The 20,456-nt window shown below is 51.8% G+C and carries 24 protein-coding genes; 11 read left to right on the top strand and 13 right to left on the bottom strand.

What is annotated here, in order from left to right:
* Nucleotides 1–2 precede the first annotated feature (2 nt).
* Both cmoB and Q9L42_RS07305 read left to right on the top strand, forming a co-directional pair.
* The gene (cmoB, locus tag Q9L42_RS07300; RefSeq protein ID WP_305909091.1) at nucleotides 3–971 is read left to right on the top strand and encodes a tRNA 5-methoxyuridine(34)/uridine 5-oxyacetic acid(34) synthase CmoB; all 969 of its coding nucleotides are present in this window, start codon (nucleotides 3–5) and stop codon (nucleotides 969–971) included.
* 106 nt (nucleotides 972–1,077) lie between these two features.
* On the top strand, nucleotides 1,078–1,407 hold the full coding sequence (locus Q9L42_RS07305; RefSeq protein WP_305909090.1) for a DUF1820 family protein: 330 nt from the start codon (nucleotides 1,078–1,080) through the stop codon (nucleotides 1,405–1,407).
* Between the two features lie 50 nt (nucleotides 1,408–1,457).
* Here Q9L42_RS07305 and Q9L42_RS07310 read toward each other — a convergent pair whose 3' ends face one another.
* From Q9L42_RS07310 to Q9L42_RS07370, 13 genes are all read right to left on the bottom strand, one after another.
* Nucleotides 1,458–1,841 (bottom strand): ClpXP protease specificity-enhancing factor, encoded by a 384-nt coding sequence (locus tag Q9L42_RS07310; RefSeq protein WP_305909089.1) that lies wholly within the window; start codon nucleotides 1,839–1,841, stop codon nucleotides 1,458–1,460.
* On the bottom strand, nucleotides 1,838–2,443 hold the full coding sequence (locus Q9L42_RS07315) for a glutathione S-transferase N-terminal domain-containing protein (protein WP_305909088.1): 606 nt from the start codon (nucleotides 2,441–2,443) through the stop codon (nucleotides 1,838–1,840). Before Q9L42_RS07315 ends, Q9L42_RS07310 begins: the two co-directional genes overlap by 4 nt.
* 574 nt (nucleotides 2,444–3,017) lie before the next feature.
* Complete coding sequence (locus Q9L42_RS07320) at nucleotides 3,018–3,740, bottom strand: cytochrome c1 (protein WP_305909087.1); 723 nt, start codon at nucleotides 3,738–3,740, stop codon at nucleotides 3,018–3,020.
* Between the two features lie 3 nt (nucleotides 3,741–3,743).
* The gene (locus tag Q9L42_RS07325; RefSeq protein ID WP_305909086.1) at nucleotides 3,744–5,141 is read right to left on the bottom strand and encodes a cytochrome b; all 1,398 of its coding nucleotides are present in this window, start codon (nucleotides 5,139–5,141) and stop codon (nucleotides 3,744–3,746) included.
* Nucleotides 5,138–5,737: a ubiquinol-cytochrome c reductase iron-sulfur subunit gene (petA, locus tag Q9L42_RS07330; protein ID WP_305909085.1), complete on the bottom strand. Its 600-nt coding sequence runs from the start codon at nucleotides 5,735–5,737 to the stop codon at nucleotides 5,138–5,140. The genes Q9L42_RS07325 and petA overlap by 4 nt, the downstream gene beginning before the upstream one ends.
* Before the next feature lie 125 nt (nucleotides 5,738–5,862).
* Nucleotides 5,863–6,951, bottom strand: a complete 1,089-nt coding sequence (gene hisC, locus Q9L42_RS07335) for a histidinol-phosphate transaminase (RefSeq protein WP_349432465.1) — start codon at nucleotides 6,949–6,951, stop codon at nucleotides 5,863–5,865.
* Between the two features lie 417 nt (nucleotides 6,952–7,368).
* Nucleotides 7,369–8,673, bottom strand: a complete 1,305-nt coding sequence (gene hisD, locus Q9L42_RS07340; RefSeq protein WP_349432467.1) for a histidinol dehydrogenase — start codon at nucleotides 8,671–8,673, stop codon at nucleotides 7,369–7,371.
* Nucleotides 8,674–8,677: 4 nt separating this feature from the next.
* Nucleotides 8,678–9,304, bottom strand: a complete 627-nt coding sequence (hisG, locus tag Q9L42_RS07345; RefSeq protein ID WP_349432469.1) for an ATP phosphoribosyltransferase — start codon at nucleotides 9,302–9,304, stop codon at nucleotides 8,678–8,680.
* An 11-nt stretch (nucleotides 9,305–9,315) separates the two neighbouring features.
* A complete protein-coding gene (murA, locus tag Q9L42_RS07350; RefSeq protein WP_305909084.1) occupies nucleotides 9,316–10,581 on the bottom strand; it encodes a UDP-N-acetylglucosamine 1-carboxyvinyltransferase in 1,266 nt (421 codons plus the stop codon).
* A gap of 34 nt (nucleotides 10,582–10,615) precedes the next feature.
* The gene (locus tag Q9L42_RS07355; protein WP_305909083.1) at nucleotides 10,616–10,927 is read right to left on the bottom strand and encodes an STAS domain-containing protein; all 312 of its coding nucleotides are present in this window, start codon (nucleotides 10,925–10,927) and stop codon (nucleotides 10,616–10,618) included.
* Complete coding sequence (gene mlaD, locus Q9L42_RS07360) at nucleotides 10,927–11,397, bottom strand: outer membrane lipid asymmetry maintenance protein MlaD (protein WP_305909082.1); 471 nt, start codon at nucleotides 11,395–11,397, stop codon at nucleotides 10,927–10,929. Before mlaD ends, Q9L42_RS07355 begins: the two co-directional genes overlap by 1 nt.
* Before the next feature lies 1 nt (nucleotide 11,398).
* On the bottom strand, nucleotides 11,399–12,181 hold the full coding sequence (gene mlaE / locus Q9L42_RS07365) for a lipid asymmetry maintenance ABC transporter permease subunit MlaE (RefSeq protein WP_305909081.1): 783 nt from the start codon (nucleotides 12,179–12,181) through the stop codon (nucleotides 11,399–11,401).
* Between the two features lie 21 nt (nucleotides 12,182–12,202).
* Nucleotides 12,203–13,015 carry an ABC transporter ATP-binding protein gene (locus Q9L42_RS07370; protein ID WP_349432472.1) on the bottom strand — a complete coding sequence of 271 codons (813 nt, stop codon included), beginning with the start codon at nucleotides 13,013–13,015 and terminating at the stop codon, nucleotides 12,203–12,205.
* 326 nt (nucleotides 13,016–13,341) lie between these two features.
* On the opposite strand from Q9L42_RS07370, the gene Q9L42_RS07375 reads away from it, so the two are divergent.
* The 9 genes from Q9L42_RS07375 (at nucleotide 13,342) to rapZ (ending at nucleotide 20,380) form a co-directional block, all read left to right on the top strand.
* Entirely contained in the window at nucleotides 13,342–14,316 is a 975-nt protein-coding gene (locus Q9L42_RS07375; RefSeq protein WP_305909080.1) for a calcium/sodium antiporter, read from the top strand.
* Nucleotides 14,313–15,290, top strand: a complete 978-nt coding sequence (locus tag Q9L42_RS07380) for a KpsF/GutQ family sugar-phosphate isomerase (RefSeq protein WP_349432474.1) — start codon at nucleotides 14,313–14,315, stop codon at nucleotides 15,288–15,290. The genes Q9L42_RS07375 and Q9L42_RS07380 overlap by 4 nt, the downstream gene beginning before the upstream one ends.
* A 28-nt stretch (nucleotides 15,291–15,318) precedes the next feature.
* The gene (kdsC, locus tag Q9L42_RS07385; RefSeq protein WP_305909079.1) at nucleotides 15,319–15,855 is read left to right on the top strand and encodes a 3-deoxy-manno-octulosonate-8-phosphatase KdsC; all 537 of its coding nucleotides are present in this window, start codon (nucleotides 15,319–15,321) and stop codon (nucleotides 15,853–15,855) included.
* On the top strand, nucleotides 15,852–16,418 hold the full coding sequence (gene lptC / locus Q9L42_RS07390; protein ID WP_305909078.1) for an LPS export ABC transporter periplasmic protein LptC: 567 nt from the start codon (nucleotides 15,852–15,854) through the stop codon (nucleotides 16,416–16,418). Before kdsC ends, lptC begins: the two co-directional genes overlap by 4 nt.
* Nucleotides 16,405–16,905: a lipopolysaccharide transport periplasmic protein LptA gene (gene lptA / locus Q9L42_RS07395; protein ID WP_305909077.1), complete on the top strand. Its 501-nt coding sequence runs from the start codon at nucleotides 16,405–16,407 to the stop codon at nucleotides 16,903–16,905. The genes lptC and lptA overlap by 14 nt, the downstream gene beginning before the upstream one ends.
* A gap of 2 nt (nucleotides 16,906–16,907) precedes the next feature.
* Nucleotides 16,908–17,633: an LPS export ABC transporter ATP-binding protein gene (gene lptB, locus Q9L42_RS07400; RefSeq protein WP_305909076.1), complete on the top strand. Its 726-nt coding sequence runs from the start codon at nucleotides 16,908–16,910 to the stop codon at nucleotides 17,631–17,633.
* 13 nt (nucleotides 17,634–17,646) lie between these two features.
* On the top strand, nucleotides 17,647–19,083 hold the full coding sequence (locus Q9L42_RS07405) for an RNA polymerase factor sigma-54 (protein WP_305909075.1): 1,437 nt from the start codon (nucleotides 17,647–17,649) through the stop codon (nucleotides 19,081–19,083).
* Nucleotides 19,084–19,128: 45 nt separating this feature from the next.
* Nucleotides 19,129–19,419: a ribosome hibernation-promoting factor, HPF/YfiA family gene (gene hpf, locus Q9L42_RS07410; protein ID WP_305909074.1), complete on the top strand. Its 291-nt coding sequence runs from the start codon at nucleotides 19,129–19,131 to the stop codon at nucleotides 19,417–19,419.
* A gap of 103 nt (nucleotides 19,420–19,522) precedes the next feature.
* The gene (gene rapZ / locus Q9L42_RS07415) at nucleotides 19,523–20,380 is read left to right on the top strand and encodes an RNase adapter RapZ (RefSeq protein ID WP_349432478.1); all 858 of its coding nucleotides are present in this window, start codon (nucleotides 19,523–19,525) and stop codon (nucleotides 20,378–20,380) included.
* The last annotated feature ends 76 nt before the right edge of the window (nucleotides 20,381–20,456 follow it).

A 20,456-nucleotide genomic window follows, 5' to 3' on the forward strand; every position in this document is an offset into this window, starting at 1 on the left:
ACATGGACTATCAACCTTTATATCAGGCGTTGAGCGCGGCCGGCGCCGAGCAATGGGTCGAGAATTTGCCGCAGCAGATTAAGCGGGCCCTCTCCAGTAAGGCGCATGGCACCTTACGGCAATGGCGTAGCCTTGTGGAGCAAATGCCTCGGCTCTCGCCCAGCAGTCGCGAGTTGGTCGATGATGTCAGGATAGGGCGGGCCGACGATATCAGCGATGAGCAGCGTCTGCAGCTGGAGGCGCAATTGAAGGCGTTGTGTCCGTGGCGCAAGGGCCCTTATCAAGTCTATGGCATAGAGATCGATACCGAATGGCGGTCGGACTGGAAGTGGGAGCGCTTGCGCAACCATATTGCGCCATTGCAAGGACGTATGGTTCTGGATGTCGGTTGTGGTAATGGTTATCATTGCTGGCGCATGCTTGGCGCCGGCGCCAGCATGGTGGTGGGCATCGATCCGGCCTTGTTGAACGTGATCCAGTTTCATGCCATTAGAAAATTGTATGGCGACGCACCGATTTTTGTGCTGCCATTCGGCATCGAGGCGGTGCCGAATGGCAGCAATGTTTTCGATACCGTGTTTTCGATGGGCGTGCTCTATCACCGCCGTTCGCCGATCGATCATCTGTTGGATTTGAAGGCTTGTCTGCGTCCAGGTGGTGAGCTGGTGTTGGAGACGCTGATCATCGAAGGAAAACAGGGCGAAGTGCTGGTGCCGCAGGAGCGTTATGCCAGGATGCGCAATGTTTGGTTCTTGCCTAGCAGCGACACGTTGATTGGTTGGATGCAGCGTTGCGGTTTTGCCGATATACGTCTGGTGGATGTTTGCAAAACGTCGTTGGCAGAGCAGCGCAGCACCGAATGGATGCCGTTCCATTCCTTAAAGAACTTTCTCGATCCGGACAATCCGGCGCTGACCTGTGAAGGCTATCCGGCGCCCATTCGGGCGATTTTTACCGCAAGGCTGGCTTAGACGGGAGTCTTAATGCGCTCAAACTTGGTGCAGAACGCTCAGAAGCAGGCGGGTGCAGTCGAATCAGGTTAAAATAAGCGCTTATTTTTAGCGGATTTGAAGCAGAATGTCAGAAAAACACATCTATAAGATAGTCTTCTTAAACAGGGATCAAATTTATGAGGTATATGCCAAAAGCGTTTATCAGGGCGAGATGTATGGTTTTGTGATTATTGAGGATTTTCTGTTCGGCGAGAAATCTTCGATTGTCGTCGATCCTTCAGAAGATAAGTTACGCAACGAATTTGCAGAGGTTCGGCGTTCGTTTATACCGATGCATGAGGTGATCAGAATCGATCAGGTAAAGCGGCGAGGGAGCGCAAAAATCGTTTCAGCCGATGGCGCGGCGGCTAATAAAAGCAATGTGGCGTCTTTGTATACGCCCGATAAAAAGTAGAATTGTCCGCAGCATAAAATTCGGCCGCAGTGCATGCGGCCGTCGTAACATTATTTGACGACTCTCAATTTCGGCTTGCTGGGTGGCTTTTTGTCTGGAGGCGTCGGCGGTGTATCGTCGTCATGCTCGTCTTGGTCGAAGATCATGCCCTTGCCATTTTCCTTGGCATAGATGGCCAATACTGCCCTGACAGGCGTAGCTATGTGCATCGGTTGGCCGGCAAAGCGGGCATTAAACTCGATCTGTTCATTGCCCAGCGTTAGTCCCTGAATCGCTTCCGGCCTGATGTTCAGCACGATTTTGCCATCCTCGATAAAATCTTCAGGCAGCAGCGCATCGGTGTCGGTAGCATCGACCAATAGATGCGGCGTCAGACTGTTATCAATGATCCATTCATAGATGGAGCGGATCAAATAGGGCTTTAATGAAGTCATTTGTTTTGCGCGGCCATTTCTTTTTCCTGAGGGCTCAGGCTTTCTTGAAAAGCTTTCCTTGAAAACAGGCGATTGGCATAGGCGGTGATACCTTTGCCAAGACTGGCGATATCGATGCCGAGACTCGGTAAGCGCCATAACAACGGAGCCATCGCGCAATCGATCAGTGAATATTCGTCGCTCATGAAATAAGGGTGAGATTCAAACACAGGGGCTGCCGCCAACAAACTTTCCCGCAACATCTTTTTGGCGCGAGCCGACTTCTTTTCCCCGGAATTGAGGATTTCATCCAATAGCTGATACCAGTCCTGATCGATGCGTTTAATCAGCATCCTGGCGCTGGCGCGGGACACGGGGTCCATCTGATGCAGCGGAGGATGCGGAAAACGTTCATCCAGATATTCCATGATGATGCGGGAATCATATAGCACCAGATCTCGTTCTATCAACGTTGGCGAGGTGCCGTTGGGATTAAGTTCCAGTAGATCTTCCGGTGGTTCGTTGGGGTCAAAATACTCTATATCCGCGGTAACCCCCTTTTCGCGCAGAACTAGCCGGGCGCAATGACTCATTGCGCAGGTCGGCGAGGTAAAAAGAGTCATTACAGATTTTCGGGTGGTAATGTTGGCCACGTAGAATACCCTCTTTCAATAAAATTGGGATAATAAATAGCGGCATTATAGCATGGATATTTATTTTTTTGGCGAGGGCCGATTGGGGGCAGCAATTCCCAGTTTGAGTATTTTTGCAGGGTTTAGGGCATGGGGTGTGTCTGTCGAGGAGCGCCGTTCACCCAGCACCTAAATTATCCTGGAATGTAAAATATAGTCCAGTAACCATGGAATTTAGGTGCTGGGTAAACCCATCCCTGGCAGCAATTCCCAATTTGAGTATTTTTGCGGGGTTTAGGGCATGGGGTGTGTCTGTCGAGGAGCGCCGTAAACCCATCCCTGGGGGCTTGACGGCAGCATCCTTGCTGCCGACATCCACGCCAAACACACCCCATGCCCTTTTTGAACGCCAAAGTGGGAATTTCTGGATTGGGGGCAAGGGCTGAAGTGGAGCTTGCTCTTCGGCAGCGGGCAGTCAAGCGATAGGCTTAAAGGGAAGGGCTTCGGTGGCGGACGAAAGGGCGGGACAGTAGGAGTTTGCCGCGCGCCTTTCGTCTTAAGGGGGTTAGTGTATATCCTTCCAGTATTCCCTTTTCAGTAAATAGGCGACAATGGTGAACATCAGGATGAAAAACAGCACATATTTGCCCATGGCTTTTCTTTCCATCTGCACCGGTTCGCCGACATAAACCAGAAAGTTGACTAAGTCGTTGACCATGCGGTCGAATTCATCCGGCGACAGTTGACCGGGTTCATTCAAAACCAGCTTGGTGACCACCTCTTGACCGTCGACTTGTTTGATGACGGGGACTTGCTCGCCTTGCAACTGCCATAACACATTAGGCATGCCGACATCTTCGAATACGATGTTATTGACGCCCAACGGTTTACTGTCATCGGTATAAAACCCTTTCAGATAGCTATAAAGCCAGTCTGCGCCACGAGAACGGGCGATCAACGATAGGTCCGGAGGATTGGTGCCGAACCACTTGGTGGCGTCATGCGCGTTCATCGCGCTATGCATCTGGTCATAGATGTTGGCGCCATAAGGCGTGATTTCTTTCAGCACCTCTTTCTCATCGAGGTTAAGGTCCAACGCGATACGTTTATAGCGCATATGCTTGGCGGAATGACAGCCTAGGCAATAGGTGACGAAATGTTGCGCACCACGTTCCAGCGAAGCGGTATCGGACAGATCGATGTCGGCCTCTTCCAGTTCAACACCCGCGCCACTGGCAGCAACGCTAAAAGGCATGATAAATAACAAAATATAAATGAGCTTTTTCATGGTTTAATCAAGGCTTTCTTTTAGTTTTTTTGCAAATCGAATCAGTACGCGGGAAATGCCTGACGGATTCGGCCTTCTTTTAACAACTTGCTTTCCGGACGCGGTTGTCACCGGAGTTTTAATCGTTATCTCATCAAACGTCTCAATCATCGCCGGAATACGGTCTTCCAGAGACGGTTGGTCGGTCAGTCGGGTGGGTAGCGGTTTGCTTTTTTCCCAGCGAGTATATAAAGGCATTAACAAAAAGAAACCAAAATAAATGGCGGTCAGGACCCTGGCGATCGTCGTTGCCGTCGGCGTCGCCGGTTGGGTGCCCAGATAACCTAGGCCGATGAAACTGACAACGAACAACAGCAGCGCTTTTTTATAGATGCCGCCGCGGTAACGAATCGACTTGACCTTGCTGCGGTCCAGCCAAGGCAGTAGGAATAGCACGACGATGGCGCCGCCCATGGCGATAACGCCGGCAAATTTGTCGGGCACGGCGCGCAGGATCGCGTAGAAAGGGGTGAAATACCAGACCGGAGCGATATGCTCGGGGGTCTTCAGAGGGTCGGCGGGGATGAAGTTGGCGTGTTCCAGAAAATAACCGCCCATTTCCGGCATGTAGAAAATGACGGTGGCAAAAAAGAACATAAAAACGCCGACGCCGACGATGTCCTTGACGGTGTAGTAGGGATGAAAAGGGATGCCGTCAACCGGAACGCCATAAGGGTCCTTGGACTCTTTTATTTCGATGCCGTCTGGGTTGTTGGAGCCGACCTCATGCAATGCGACGATATGCAGGAAGACCAGAATCAACAAGACCAACGGTACCGCGATGACATGGAAGGCGAAGAAACGGTTCAGCGTGGCGTCGGAAATGACATAATCGCCGCGTATCCATAATGACAGGTCGTCGCCAATCACAGGGATGGCGCTGAACAGCGAAATGATCACCTGGGCGCCCCAATAGGACATTTGCCCCCAAGGCAATAAATAGCCCATGAAGGCTTCGGCCATCAGGCAGACGAAAATCAGCATGCCGAAGATCCAGATCAGTTCCCGCGGCTGTTTGAATGAACCGTACAACAGGCCTCTGAACATATGCAGATAGACGATGATGAAGAACGCCGAGGCGCCGGTCGAATGCATGTATCGAACCAGCCAGCCCCAGTTAATATCACGCATGATGTATTCGACCGAATCGAATGCCAGCTTGGCGTCCGGTTTGTAGTTCATGGTCAGAAAAATGCCGGTGATGAACTGGTTGACCAGCACAAACAGGGCCAGTGACCCGAAAAAATACCAGATATTGAAATTCTTCGGCGCATAATATTGCGCCATGTGCTCATCCCACAGCTTTCTGAGTGGGAAGCGGTCGGACACCCAGGCGGTGGACTCGTTTATTCTTTGCTTCATGCGCTAGCCTCCTCGCTCTCTTCGCCAATGATGATAAGCTCATCGGTCACATACCGATAAGGCGGAATGTCCAAGTTGGTGGGCGCCGGAACGCCTCGATAGACTCGGCCCGCCAAGTCAAACCAGGAACCGTGGCAAGGGCAGAAGAAGCCGCCTTTCCAGTTGTCTCCTAAATCCGGCGGCGCGATTTCGGGGCGGAAAGTCGGTGAACACCCTAAATGCGTACACAGCCCGATGGCGACAAAAATTTCCGGTTTAATCGAGCGCAACGGATTTTTGCTGGATTCAGGCTGATTGGATTCATTGGACAGCGGGTCGGCCAGTTGATCATCCAAGGTCGATAGCGTTTCCAGTACCTGCGGTGTTCTTTTCAGTATCCAGACCGGTTTGCCGCGCCATGCGACTCTGATCAACTGCCCCGACTCCATCTTGCTGATATCGACTTCTACCGGTGCGCCGGCCGCCATGGCTTTAGCGCTGGGTTGCATTTGCGAAAGGAAAGGGACAGCGAGATAACCTGTACCGACTGCGCCAACCACGGACAAAGCCGAGGTCAGAAACTGGCGTTTTGATTTATCGACGCCTTTGTTATTCATGTGTAACGCTCCTGGTTCGTATATGATGCCGTGTGAACTGCATCAATTATAATAATTCCAACAATATACCTTACTGTTTATATTTATTGAAGCTGTTATTAGTGTTTCAGCCCTTGTCAGTGGCCTCAATCCGCTGCATTCAAGGTGCTGGTCAACGCTTCGATAAACGCACGATTTTCCTCTTCCTTACCTATCGTGACTCTGAGGCAATTGCTTAAGGCCCCCCCCTGGGGCGACAGGTTTTTGATTAAAATGCCTTGTTGCTGTAGCGAATGAAAGATCGCGTCGGCCGGTTTGTTTTCGGTTTTGAACAAGATGAAATTCGCCGAGCTCGGCAAGGCCTTGATGCCTTGTAATGCATTTAATTGTTCGAAAACCTGGCTGCGTTGCTGACAGATCGTGTTTGTTTGCTGTTGGAGAAACTCAATGTTATTTAGGGCGAATTCCGCCGTCATCTGCGTCAGGCTGTTGATGTTATAGGGTAGGCGTATTTTATGCAGTTGCTCGATCAGTTCGGGAGCGCCGGCTAGAAATCCTAAGCGCAGGCCGGCCAGGCCCAGTTTGGACAGCGTCCGCATGACCAGCAGATTAGGGTATTGCGCTAATTTATCGATGAAGCTGGCGTCGGTGAACGGCGCATAAGCTTCGTCGATAACGACCAAGCCGGGTGCGCTGTCGAGTATTTGCCGTATGTCTTCGGCGGCAAATAAATTGCCGGTCGGATTGTTGGGGTAAGCGAGAAAAATTACCGCAGGCTGATGTTGTTCGATCATCTTCAGCATTGCCGACAGATCCAAGGCAAAATCATCGGTATGCAAGGGAACGCCTTGATAGTTGAGCCCTAGGCTTTGTGCGATCTGCTTGTACATGACGAATCCCGGTTCCGGCGCCATTACCGTCGCGCCGGGCGTTAACGCCATCAATAGTATCTGAATGATCTCGTCGGAACCGTTGCCCAGCAGCATGTCTGAATCTTGCGGAATCTGATTGACCTTTTTCAGCGTCGCAGCTAGTTTTTTGGCTTGCGGGTCAGGGTAGCGGTTAATCGGGCAGGATTTGATCGTCTGTAACCATTGGTCGATGACGTGTTCCGGCCAGTTATAAGGATTTTCCATGGCGTCAAGTTTGATCAGGTTCTTGGCGTCGGCCACTTTATAGGCAGACATGGCTAATACTTCGTTACGAAAAACGGTGCGGCTTAAATTCTCTGACATCGGCAATGGGATAGAGGATGATTAGGTTATTAAATGGTAACTATTCAGTATCTTTCAGGGTTTAGGGAGTAGACCATTGATTTCTCGGGACGCGTGAATACTTCCATGTAAGCTCTGACTGCAACGTCCTGTTGCAGACAGCCCGATAAATCAATAGCCTACTCCCTCTGATAAAAATACGCTGAATAATTACATTAAATGATTATTCAGCTTGGTTGCGAGCGCGGTTCGAGTCTAGCAAGAGACTATGAAATGGCTTAATGCTGCGAAAAACGCTGACGGCATGAAGCGCGCGAAGAAAACAGCGCATTTAATCTTCATGCCCTTCAGGGTGAATTGTTCCGCATCGATAAACTTCACGGTCTCGGAAGCTTGCGTGTTCTGCGATTAACTCCGTTAGTGTGCTTGCAAAACTGTTTATTTGATCCGGTATTCCGCCGAACGGGCATGGGCCGTCAGGCTTTCGCCGCGGGCAAGAACGGATGCGGTCCGGGCGAGTCTGTCGGCGCCGGCGGCCGAGCAGTTAATCAGGCTGGAGCGCTTCTGGAAATCATAAACGCCTAACGGCGATGAATAACGGGCGGTGCTCGAAGTCGGCAATACATGGTTGGGGCCGGCGCAATAATCGCCCAAGGCTTCGGCGGTGTATCGGCCCATGAAGATGGCGCCGGCATTGCGGATTTTGCGGCACAGGCTCTCCGGGTCTGCGACCGATAGTTCCAGGTGTTCGGGCGCAATCAGGTTGGCGACCTCGGCGGCTTTATCGAGATCCTTGACCTTGATGAAAGCGCCACGGGTGGTTAGCGAGGTCTTGATGATCTCGGCCCGCTCCATCTCCGGCAGTAATTTGTTGATGCTTTGTTCGACTTGGTCCAGGAACTCGTCCTGTTCGGCGATCAAAATCGCTTGGGCGTTTTCGTCATGTTCGGCTTGCGAAAACAGATCCATCGCAATCCAGTTGGGGTCGGTTTCGCCATCGCAGATGACCAGAATCTCCGAGGGGCCGGCGATCATGTCGATGCCGACCTGGCCATATACCAGCTTTTTCGCGGTGGCCACATAGATATTGCCGGGACCGACGATTTTATCGACGGCCGGGATGGTTTTTGTGCCATAAGCCAGCGCGGCGACCGCTTGCGCGCCGCCGATGGTAAATACCCGGTCCACGCCGGCCAGATAGGCGGCCGCCAACACCATCGGATTGCTTTCGCCTTGCGGCGTGGGCACGACCATGATCAATTCGCCGACGCCGGCGACCTTGGCCGGAATCGCATTCATCAACACCGAAGACGGATAGGCGGCTTTCCCGCCGGGAACATAGAGTCCGGCTTTGTCCAACGGCGTGACCTGCTGGCCAAGTATCGTGCCATCTTCTTCGGTATATTGCCAAGACTGCATTTTTTGTTCTTCTGCGTAAGCGCGGATGCGGTTGGCCGCGGTCTGCAGGGCGTCGGCTTTTTCCGCCGACAGGCTGTTCCAGGCCTGTTGTAAGACTTCCTTGTCCAGCTCCAGTTCGGCGGCTTTTTTGAACTGGCATTGATCGAAACGGTTGGTGTATTCGATCACCGCGTCATCGCCGAGGTTGCGCACGTCGGCGATAATCGCCATGACCCGCTGGTGAATTTCGAGGTCCTCGCTAGCATCCCAGGCCAGTCTGGCTTTCAGTTGGGTGGAGAAATCGGCGGCGTTGCTGTCAAGCCGGGTCATGTTGATTATTGTCATCGTATTACCTCTTGGCTAGGGTGATTTCAAATTGGTCGAGCAGCGATTGTATCGCTTGGTGCTTCATCTTCATCGCGGCCTTGTTGACGACCAGCCTAGACGTGATATGGGTAATCAGTTCGCGCGCTTCCAAGCCGTTGGCTTTCAGAGTATTGCCGGTGTCGACCAGATCGACGATGCAGTCGGCTAGGCCGACCAGCGGCGCCAGTTCCATCGAACCGTATAGTTTGATGATTTCGGCCTGTACGCCTATATCGGCAAAGTAACGCTGCGCGGTTTTGACATATTTGGTCGCCACGCGGATTCTGCCGCTGAGCTCGGCTGCATCAACCGGCGTGGCGGTCATCAACCGGCAAGCGGCGATGCCCAGGTCCAGCGGTTCATAAAGATTTTCCGCGCCGTGTTCCAGCAACACATCCTTGCCGGCGATGCCCATGTCGGCGGCGCCGTATTCGACGAAGGTCGGCACATCGGTGGCTCTGATAATGACCAGTTGTACGTCGTCACGGCTGGTTCGTAAGATCAATTTACGGCTTTTTTTCGGATCGTCGATGGGGGTGATGCCGGCTTCTTCGAGTAAGGGCAGCGCATCTTCATAAATGCGGCCTTTCGATACTGCTATTGTTAACATTGTTTTAAAACCTATCGGGGTATACGGCGTATGGTGGCCCCTAATTGGGCAAGTTTCTCTTCGATATGATCGTAACCACGATCGATATGGTAAATACGGTCGACCAGGGTTTCGCCGTCGGCGACCAGGCCGGCCAATACCAGGCTGGCCGAGGCGCGCAGGTCTGTGGCCATGACCGGCGCCGCGGTTAATTGTTCGATGCCGGTACAAATCGCGGTGTTCGATTCCAGCTTGATGTCGGCGCCCATGCGTTGCATTTCCTGGACATGCATGAAACGATTTTCAAACACCGTTTCGGTGATGATGCCAACGCCTTCGGCGATTGCGTTCAAGGCGGTAAATTGGGCCTGCATATCGGTCGGGAAGGCCGGATACGGCGCCGTTCTGATGTTGACGGCTTTCGGGCGGCGGCCTTCCATATCCAGTTCTATCCAGTCTTCGCCGGTTTCGATTTTTGCCCCGGCCTCGCGTAATTTGTCCAGGATCGCATCCAGTGTGTTCGGATTGGTGTTTTTCAGCTTGACCCGGCCCCGGCTAATCGCCGCTGCGACCAGGTAAGTGCCGGTTTCAATACGGTCGGGCAAAATCCGGTAGTAAAGGTTTTCCGCTCCCAGCCTTTCAACACCTTCTATTTCCAGGACATCGCTGCCGATGCCGGTGATCTTGGCGCCCATGTTGTTCAAGAAATGCGCCAGATCGGTCACTTCCGGCTCCTTGGCGGCGTTTTCTATGACGGTCTTGCCTTGCGCCAGCGTGGCCGCCATCAATAGATTCTCGGTGCCGGTCACGGTGATTTTGTCCAGCACCAATCGGCAGCCTTGCAGACGTTTGGCTTTGGCGTGTATATAACCGGCCTCGACGCGGATATCGGCGCCCATTTTGGCCAGCGCATCGAGGTGGATGTCCACAGGACGAGTGCCGATCGCGCAACCGCCCGGCAGCGATACATTGGCTTCGCCAAAGCGTGCTAACAGCGGGCCCAGCACCAAAATCGAGGCGCGCATGGTCTTGACCAGTTCATAGGGCGCTTCGTATTTTCTGATCGTGCTGCAGTCGACCTCGATATTCATTTTTTCATCGACGGTTAGTTGCACGCCCATTTGACCGAGCAGTTCCATCGTCGTGGTGATATCGTGCAGATGCGGGATGTTGCCGATCGTGACCGGGTATTCCGAAAGCAGGGTGGCTGCCAGTATCGGCAAGGCGGCATTTTTGGCGCCGGAGATTCTTAATTCTCCATCGAGCCGTTTGCCGCCGGTAATCAATAGTTTATCCATAGGGGTCCGTTATTAATGTAAATCGCAGCGCCACCTAGTCGGTCGCGTCTGCTAAATATTCATTGGCGTCGAAGCCGCTGAGTTTGGCCAACGCCAGCAATTGTTGCGGAATGTTTTTGAATGCAAGTTCAGTATTATACAGTTTACTTTGCTTAATCCATTCAATCATCAACGCCAGTCCGGCGCTGTCTGTCGTTTCGACTTTTTGTAAATCAATACAGATTCGCTCGGCCGACTTTAAAAAATTAAAGGATTTTACTGTTTTTTTGTCGATACTGGAAAAGGTCAGCGCGCCTTCGACAACAAATTGGCCGGGTGTTTGTTCGGTGATATTGAGTCTAGCCACTATTCTTCCGCCACATCTCTGTCTTTAAACAGGAACTGACCGATGACTTCTTCCAGAACGATCGCCGATTGCGTCAGTTCGATTTCGCTGTTCGCGGTCAAGAAGTCTAATGAGCCGCCGGGCTCCAGGCTGACGTATTGCTCGCCCAGCAGGCCGGCCGTGTATATGCTGGCGGTGGTGTCTTCAGGCAGGGTGTCGTATTGCGATTCGATGCTCATCTCGACGACCGATTGGTAGTTTTGCTTGTCAAAGCGTATCGCCGAAACGCGGCCCACCCGGACGCCGGCGACGGTGACCGGGGATTTCACCTTGAGTCCGCCGGAATTTTCGAAACGGGCCGTGACTTTGTAGCTTTCCTTATTGCTGTAAGTACCGAGATTGCTGATTTGCAGGGACATGTAAAACAGTCCGGCGATGCCACAGGCGACAAAAAGTCCGACTAATGTATCCTGAGTGTGAGAGTGCGGCATGTTAAATATCTCCAAACATGAGTGCGGTTAGAATGAAATCGAGTCCCAAGACGCTGAAGGCTGAATTGACTACGGTTCGGGTGGTGGCTCGGCTGACCCCTTCCGAGGTCGGAACGGTGTCGTAGCCTTCAAACAAGGCGATCCAGGAAACCACAAAGCCGAATACTATACTTTTGATGACGCCGTTGACGATGTCGTCGTAAAAATCGATCGAGGACTGCATTTGCGACCAATAAGAACCGTCATCGACGCCGAGCATGCCGACGCCGACCATATGTCCGCCGATCACGCCGATCGAACTGAAAATAGCGGCCAGCAATGGCATTGACAGCAAACCGGCCATTAAGCGAGGGGTGATGATGCGTTTGATCGGGTCTACCGCCATCATTTCCATGCCGGAAAGCTGTTCGGTCGCCTTCATCAGGCCGATTTCGGCAGTCAATGCCGAGCCGGCGCGGCCGGCAAACAGCAAGGCCGAGACCACAGGCCCCAGCTCCCTGACTAAGGACGCCGCGACCATCACGCCCAGTGTTTCTTCGGCGCCGAAGTCGGATAGGGTGTAATAGCCCTGCAAACCCAGCACCATGCCGACAAACAGGCCGGAGATGGTGATGATTAAGAAAGATAGCACGCCGACCGAATACATTTGCTTGATCAGCAGGCCGGGGCGCAACAAGATGGCGGCAATGCCGCTTAGCGAGTGCAGCAGAAAATAGGTCGCGCGGCCCAGCTTGGCAAAACTGGTGCGCGTCGTTTCCCCTAGTTTTTGTATGTAGTGAGTCATTATAAGTGGTAAGCGGATTCTTTAGGACAGCAGGTCGTCGACATAGTCTGGCGCAGGATAATGGAAATGAACCGGGCCGTCCGCCTTGCCATGCATGAATTGTTGCACCCATTCGGAATCGGAGTCGACCAGTTGCTCGGGAGTGCCTTGGCCGACGATTTTACCCCCCGAAAGCAAGTAAATATAATCGGCGATGGCGGCTGTTTCCTGAACGTCATGAGAGACGATGATACTGGTCAGGCTCAGCGTCGTGTTCAGCGATTTGATCAAATGCACCAGCGCGCCCATCGAAATCGGGTCCTGGCCGGTAAAGGGCTCGTCATACATGATCATCATCGGGTCTAGGGCAATCGCCCTGGCCAAGGCCACCCGTCTGGCCATGCCGCCGGACAGTTCGCTGGGCATCAGGTTTCTGGCGCCTCGCAATCCGACGGCCTGCAGCTTCATCAATACCAGGGTGCGTATCATCGATTCCGGCAGATGGGTGTGTTCGCGTAGCGGAAAGGCGACATTGTCGAAGACATTCATGTCGGTCAGCAGTGCGCCGCTTTGAAACAACATGCCCATGCGTTTGCGCAAATTGTATAGTTCCTTGAGTTTCAGGCTATGCACATTTTGCTGGTCGACATTGATGCTGCCTTGATCCGGATGAAGCTGGCCGCCGATCAATTTTAATAGGGTGGTCTTGCCGGTTCCGCTAGGGCCCATGATCGCGGTGACTTTGCCCCGTTCGATATCTAGGGAAATGTCGTCAAAAATTTTTCTGGGGCCGCGGGAAAAGGTCAGATTTCTTATCGAAACTAGCTTGTTTTCATGGCTTGCGCTGTTGTCCATACGCCTGATAGTGAGAGGGCTTTCTGTTGAAATAAGCCGTTATATTGTATGGGAGGGGCGGGATAAGTCAATCAGCGAACGCGCGAATCGTGAAAACAGCTTGGTTAAATATATCGTTGGCAGTTGGCAGTTGGCGGTTGGCGGGACGCCCGGCGCAAAGATGCGAGGACAAAGCTTTCGTCCGCCGTCGACGGAGTGCTTGTCAATGCGGCAGACGGCTTGATAAATCAATGTTCTACTGATAACGGACTGAAAAACGCCGCATAGATAGGCACAAAATTTGTTGTAAACATGTAATAATAGGCAATTTTTGAACCAAAATAGAGATGTTGATCAATTTTATTGCTTTGGCGGGCGGTTTGGTCGTGTTGGTGTTGGCGGCCGATAAGTTTGTAAGCGGCACGGCGTCAATCGCCAGGAATCTTGGGGTATCGCCGTTGCTGATCGGTTTAACCATCGTGGGTCTGGGGACGTCGGCGCCGGAAATCCTGGTGTCGGCCATCGCCTCGCTGCAAGGAAACAGCGGTCTGGCGGTGGGCAACGCCTTGGGATCTAATGTCGCCAATATTGGCTTGATTCTAGGCAGCACCGCGCTGATTGCGCCGTTGACGTTTCATTCGACTTTGTTGAAAAGAGAGCTTCCGATGCTGACCTTAATCAGCATCATGTGTTTTTTGATGGCTTTCGACGGCTTGAGTGAGCGGGATAGCATGTTGATGTTCGCGGTGCTCGCCTTGTTCATCGCTTGGTTGGCGCGCACGGCAAAAAAAGATCTGCGCAAAGAGGATGTTTTTGAACAAGAATTGGAAGCCGAGATACCGGTCGGCATGTCCAATTTAAAGGCATGGACCTTTTTTGTGCTGGGCTTGGTCGGGCTGTTGTTGAGTTCGCGCTTGCTGGTCTGGGCGGCGGTCAATATCGCCGAATCTTTTGGCGTCAGCGACCTGGTGATCGGTTTGACGATCGTCGCCTTGGGCACTAGTCTGCCGGAATTGGCGGCATCGATCGCCAGCGTGCTCAAAAAAGAAGATGATTTGGCGATCGGTAACGTCATCGGTTCCAATATCTATAATTTGTTGGCCGTTTATTCGCTGCCAGGCCTGATTGCACCGGGACCGGTCGCCGAGAGCGTGCTGACCAGGGATTTCCCGGTGATGCTGGGTTTTACTTTCGCTTTGTTCTTGTTGGGCTATGGCTTTAATCGTCGCGGCAGGGTCAATCGTCTGGAGGGGGCTGTGTTGGTGGCGGCCTATGGCGCCTATCAATGGCTTATTTATCAAGAGGCGGTGGCGGTGTTATGAACCAGCAGGACCAAAATATCAGGGCCTTGGCGCTGGCCGTCATCAATGTCGAGAAACAGGCGGTGGAGGCGCTGACTGAACAAGTCAACGAACAATTTGTCAAAGCATGTCATCTAATGCTGTCCTGTAAAGGTCGTGTCGTGGTCACCGGCATGGGAAAATCCGGCCATATCGCCGGAAAAATAGCCGCGACATTGGCCAGCACCGGCACACCGGCATTTTTCGTCCATCCGGGCGAAGCCAGTCACGGTGACCTAGGTATGATTACTGGTCAAGATGTGGTGTTGGCGCTGTCAAATTCCGGTGAAACCTCTGAAGTCGTGACGATTTTGCCGATCATCAAGCGCCTGGGAGTGCCGTTGATTGCGATGACGGGCAATCCCGAGTCGACGTTGGCGAAATTGTCTGCGGCCCATCTCAATGTCGCCGTGCAGCAGGAAGCCTGCCCTTTGGGCTTGGCGCCGACGGCCAGCACCACGGCCGCTTTGGTCATGGGCGATGCCTTGGCCGTTTCGTTGCTGGAAACCCGCGGTTTTACCCGTGATGATTTCGCCTTGTCGCATCCCGGCGGCAGTCTGGGGAAGCGCCTGTTAATGAGGGTCGATGACTTGATGCATCGCGGTGATGAGGTGCCGGCGGTCAGTCAGGACGCCTGGGTTTGCGATGTATTGTTGGAAATGACCGGCAAAAAACTTGGCATGACCGCGGTCGTCGACGTCAGTCGTAAAGTGGCTGGGATTTTTACAGACGGCGATTTGCGTCGCATGCTGGAGAAAGGGCAGGATGTGCATAATACGAGGATTACCGAGGTGATGACGTCGCCATGCGCGATGATTAGCGAAGAGATCCTGGCCGCCGAGGCGATGCAGATCATGCAGCAGAAAAAAATCAATGCCTTGCTCGTCGTGGATGAGCGGCAACGATTGGTCGGCGCCTTGAACATGCATGATTTGCTGCGGGCCGGGATTGTATAAAATTTAGACGAATGGTTAAGGAGAAAAAGTGAACTTTGTCAGTCCGCAGATTATGGCGAAAGCTCGGCAGGTCAAGTTGTTGATCCTCGATGTCGATGGCGTTTTGACCGACGGTCGCTTGTTTTTTGATCAGCAGGGTCGAGAATATAAAAGCTTTCATGCCCGTGATGGTCATGGCGTCAAGTTGTTGAGACAAAGCGGCGTCGAAATAGCGGTCATATCCGGACGTAAATCCAGTTCGGTGGCCTTGCGAATGAAAAACCTAGGGATCGAGCATGTCTATCAGGGGCATGAAGATAAAATCGCCGCCTTTAACGAGGTGTTGGCAAAAACCGGAGTCACGGCGGAACAAGCCGCCCATGTCGGGGATGACTGGATGGATTTGCCGATTATGGTCAGAGCGGGATTTGCCGTTGCGGTAAGTGATGCGAATTTTGCCGTCAAACAATATGCCGACTGGTGCACCGAAACTGCCGGCGGTCTAGGTGCGGTCAGAGAAGTCTGCGATTTGATCATGCAGGCCCAGGGCACTTTCGAGACGGCGTTACAGCGATATTTAATATGATCTTGCAGCGCTATCGTCTCTATATTTTTTTGTTGATATTGGCGTTGGTTTCTTGGTGGTGGGTCGATTTGAGCGAGAAGGACGACGTTGGCGTCACCGTCGCGATGAAAAACAGTCCGGATTATTTCAGCAACGGTTATCGCAAGACCGAGATGAGTGACGCCGGCATCCCGCATAGTGATTTGCTGGCGGACGGCATGATCCATTATAGCGGCGATGGCGCCACCCATTTGCAAAACCCGGTGATGACGCTTTATAACAACAGTGTCAGTCCCTGGGTGATTCGGTCGGAAAGCGGTATATTGTCGCGCAATGGCGAGGACTTGCTGCTGAATGGTAAGGTTCATATTAATCGCGAGTCCGGTGAAGGCGTCAAACCGCTGACGATCAATACCTCGGAATTGCGGGTCAAGTTACCGGATAACTATGCGGAAACGGACGAATGGGCTGAAATCATCAGCCCGCCTAACAGAACGACGGGGGTCGGCATGGAGGTCACTTTCGTCGAACCTATTCATTTGAAGTTGTTAGCAAAGGTAAAAGGGCGCTATGAAGTCAATTAATTTAGTCGCTTGCTGGCTGGCATTGTTCAGTACGGGAGCAATGGCGCTGGAAAGCGATTCCGAGCAACCCATTTATATCGATTCCAATACCGCGACTTATGACGATAAGGCGCAGACCAGTGTTTACACCGGCAATGTCGTGACGATTCAAGGCAGCCTTCGCGTGGATTCCGATAAGCTGGTGGTTTATCTGAAACAGGGCGAGATCAGTAAGATGGTGGCGACCGGGGAAAAAGCCAAGTTCGAGCAATTGCCGGGCGAAGGCCAGGAAAAAATCAAAGGTGAAGCCCTAATCGGTGAATACTATCCCAACAAGAACCTACTGATCTTGAAGAAAGAGGCTGTGGTTTGGCAAGCCGGCAATAAGTCGGCCAGCGATTTGATTCGCTATGACAGTAAAAACGCGCTGATCAAGGCCGGGGAGAAATCATCCGATTCGAAACGCGTGCACTCGGTGTTCATGCCCAAAGAGAAGAAAACGCAATAGCCATGACCCGCTTAACTGCTGAAAAGCTAATTAAAAGTTACAATAAACGTCAAGTAGTCAGCGACGTCAGTTTTGAGGTCAATACCGGTGAAGTGGTGGGGCTGCTGGGGCCGAATGGGGCTGGAAAAACCACCAGTTTCTATATGGTGGTCGGCCTGATTAGGGCTGACAGCGGCGATATTTTTATCGATGATCTGAGGCTCACCGACCACCCGATGCACAGTCGGGCCCGATTGGGCGTCGGTTATCTGGCTCAAGAACCGTCGGTATTCCGTAAGCTTAGCGTCGCGGATAATTTACGGGCGGTGTTGCAGATCCGTTCGGATCTGACAGCGGGCCAGGCGGAGTTGTTGATAGAGGAGCTACTGGATGAGTTCAGCATTACTCATTTGCGCGATCAGATAGCGATGGGGCTGTCGGGCGGGGAAAGGCGACGGGTGGAAATTGCCAGAGCCTTGGCGACCGATCCGCAGTTCATTTTGTTGGACGAGCCTTTTGCAGGCGTCGATCCGATCTCGGTCATTGATCTACAGAAAATCATCGCCCATTTGAAGGACAGAGGCATTGGTATCTTGATTACCGAGCATAAGGTCAGGGAGACGCTAGAAATCTGTGATCGCGCCTACATACTCAATAATGGCGAGGTTATTGCCCGCGGTACCGGGGCCGAATTGGTCGCTAACCCAGAAGTGCGCAAGGTCTACTTGGGCGATAACTTCAGTTTATAAGAATCTGACAGCCATGAAACAATCATTACAACTTCGTATCGGTCAGAATTTGACCATGACGCCGCAATTGCAGCAGGCGATTAAATTGTTGCAGTTGTCGACGATGGATTTGCAGCAGGAGATTCAACAGGCCTTGGAGTCGAACATGATGCTGGAGCTTGATGAGGAAGAATCCCTCAGTCAGGAGCGTCCAGAGAGAAAAACCGATATCAGCGACCAGGTGACTAGCGAAGGCTCACAATCTGATATTCCAGACGAGCTGCCGGTGGACAGTAGTTGGGATGATGTATTCGAGGCCTCTCTGCCCTCCGGCGCTGAAGTCGGTGAAGCGGTGGAGTTCGAGACATTCCGCAGTAAGGCGGAAACACTGCAAGACCATTTATTATGGCAGCTGGAAATGGCGCCTATCTCGGAACGTGATCACGCCATCGCCATTGCCATCATCGATTCGATTAACGAGGATGGTTATCTGGGCGCGACGCTGGAGGAGATATTTCAAGGGTTGTCGGAGCAATTGGAAGAGCTTGAGCTCGATGAGGTCAAGGCGGTGTTGCACAGGGTGCAGAATTTCGATCCGGTGGGCGTCGCAGCGAACGATCTGGGCGAATGTTTGAGACTTCAGCTGCTGCAATTGCCCGAGGATACCTCTTTTAAACACGAGGCCATGGAATTGGTCAGCCGGCATCTGGACTTATTGGCATCCCACGATCAAAGCAAGCTGATGCGACGTCTTGATGTTAATGAAAGCCAGCTGAAGCAGGCGATTGCCCTGATTCGCTCGTTGGACCCGAAGCCGGGCGCCTATTTGCAAAACTATGACTCTCAATATGTGATTCCGGATGTCTTTGTCAGCAAGGCCAGGGGGCAATGGGTGGTCAGTCTAAATCCCGATATTGCGCCGAAACTGAGAGTCAATCCTCTCTATTCGGGGATGATCAAGCGCGCCGACAACAGCCGGGATAACGTCAGTATGAAGGATCATTTGCAAGAAGCGCGTTGGTTCATCAAGAGCTTGCATAGTCGCAACGATACCTTGCTCAGGGTCGCCAAAAGCATCGTCGAAAAACAGAAGGATTTTTTTGAACATGGGCCGATAGCGATGAAGCCGATGGTCTTGCGCGACATCGCCGAAGAGCTCGATCTACATGAGTCGACGATTTCCAGGGTGACAACGCAGAAATATATGCATACGCCTAATGGTATAATAGAGTTTAAATATTTTTTCTCCAGTCATGTCTCCACCGATGCCGGTGGGGAATGTTCGGCGACGGCGATTAGAGCGTTCATCAAGGAGTTAATCGGCAATGAAATGCCGGCAAAACCGCTGAGCGATAGTAAAATAGCCGAGCTGTTAAAGGAAAAAGGGATCAATGTCGCTCGGCGCACCATAGCTAAATATCGGGAGTCGATGTCGATTCCGTCGTCCAGCCAAAGAAAAAGAATTCTTTAGGCGTTTGGTAATTTCAATACAATTTTTTTAAACCAGGAGTAATCCATGCAAGTAAGTGTAACTGGACACCACGTAGACGTAACCGATTCATTGAGAAATTATGTCGAAGAAAAAATCAGTAAACTCAAACGTCATTTTGACAATGTGACCGATATTCATGTGATTTTGACGGTGGAAAAACTTCAGCAACAAGCGGAAGCGACCGTGCAGGTCAGTGGCGCGAAGTTATTTGCCGAAGATACTCAGGAAGACATGTATGCGGCTATCGATAACATGGTTGATAAGTTGGATAGACAAATTATCAAGCATAAAGAAAAAATGAACAGCCACAGATAAGAAATAAAAGGCGGAAGATGAAAGGCGAGCAGGGCTTTAGCTTTACAAAGCCCATAGCGTTAACGTCTCGAATCTTTTGCCTTTAACTTGCTTCTTAGAAACTATGAAACTCATTATCGTCAGCGGGCTTTCCGGGTCGGGCAAAAGCATTGCCCTGGATACCTTGGAAGATTGCGGTTATTTTTGCGTTGATAATCTTCCTTTTACGTTATTGGAAGACTTTATCAGCGATGTCATGCTGGACGATAAAAAAATATGCGCCAAGACCGCGATCGGCATCGATGCCAGAAATCAGACCGAAAAGTTGGCGGACTTCTCGGGCTGTCTTGACTTTATCAGAAAAAAAGGTATCGAGTGCGATGTCCTGTATTTACAGGCAGAGGAAAACATACTGCTCAAACGCTATAGCGAAACCAGGCGTCGGCATCCGCTGAGCGATCTGAATATTCCGCTGAAAGAGGCATTGCGCATGGAAAAGGATATGTTGCGCCCGGTGGCGAAATGCGCCGATGTCATTATCGATACCAGCCATACCCATTATCACCAGCTTCGGGAATTACTGAAAAGCCAGCTAGGGGAAGGCAATGAAAGGCAGATGGTGATCCAGTTTTTATCGTTCGGCTTTAAACATGGCATTCCGCTGGAAGCGGATTTCATGTTTGACGCTAGGACATTGCCGAATCCCTATTGGGTGGCCGATTTGCGAGGTCTGACCGGAAAAGATCAGGCCGTGATAGACTTTTTACAGGATGAAGATGTGGTGCAGCAATATTTTCAAGATGTCAGGAATTTTATTGAACGCTGGGCGCCCAAATTCGAAGCCGATAACCGCAGTTATCTGACCGTCGCGATCGGTTGCACAGGCGGACAGCATCGTTCGGTGTTCTTGGTCGACCTGCTGGTCAAACATTTTCAACAATCGGCTCATAATGTCATTGTCAGGCATCGAGAGCTGCAGTGATGCGAAAGCGGCCATGATTGCGGCAAATTGAACTCAGGTATCGGCATGATGTGGATACAGACTTAAAAATTTAGGA

The sequence above is a fragment of the Methylomarinum sp. Ch1-1 genome, from assembly GCF_030717995.2.
In the GTDB taxonomy this organism is placed as follows: Bacteria; Pseudomonadota; Gammaproteobacteria; order Methylococcales; family Methylomonadaceae; genus Methylomarinum; species Methylomarinum roseum.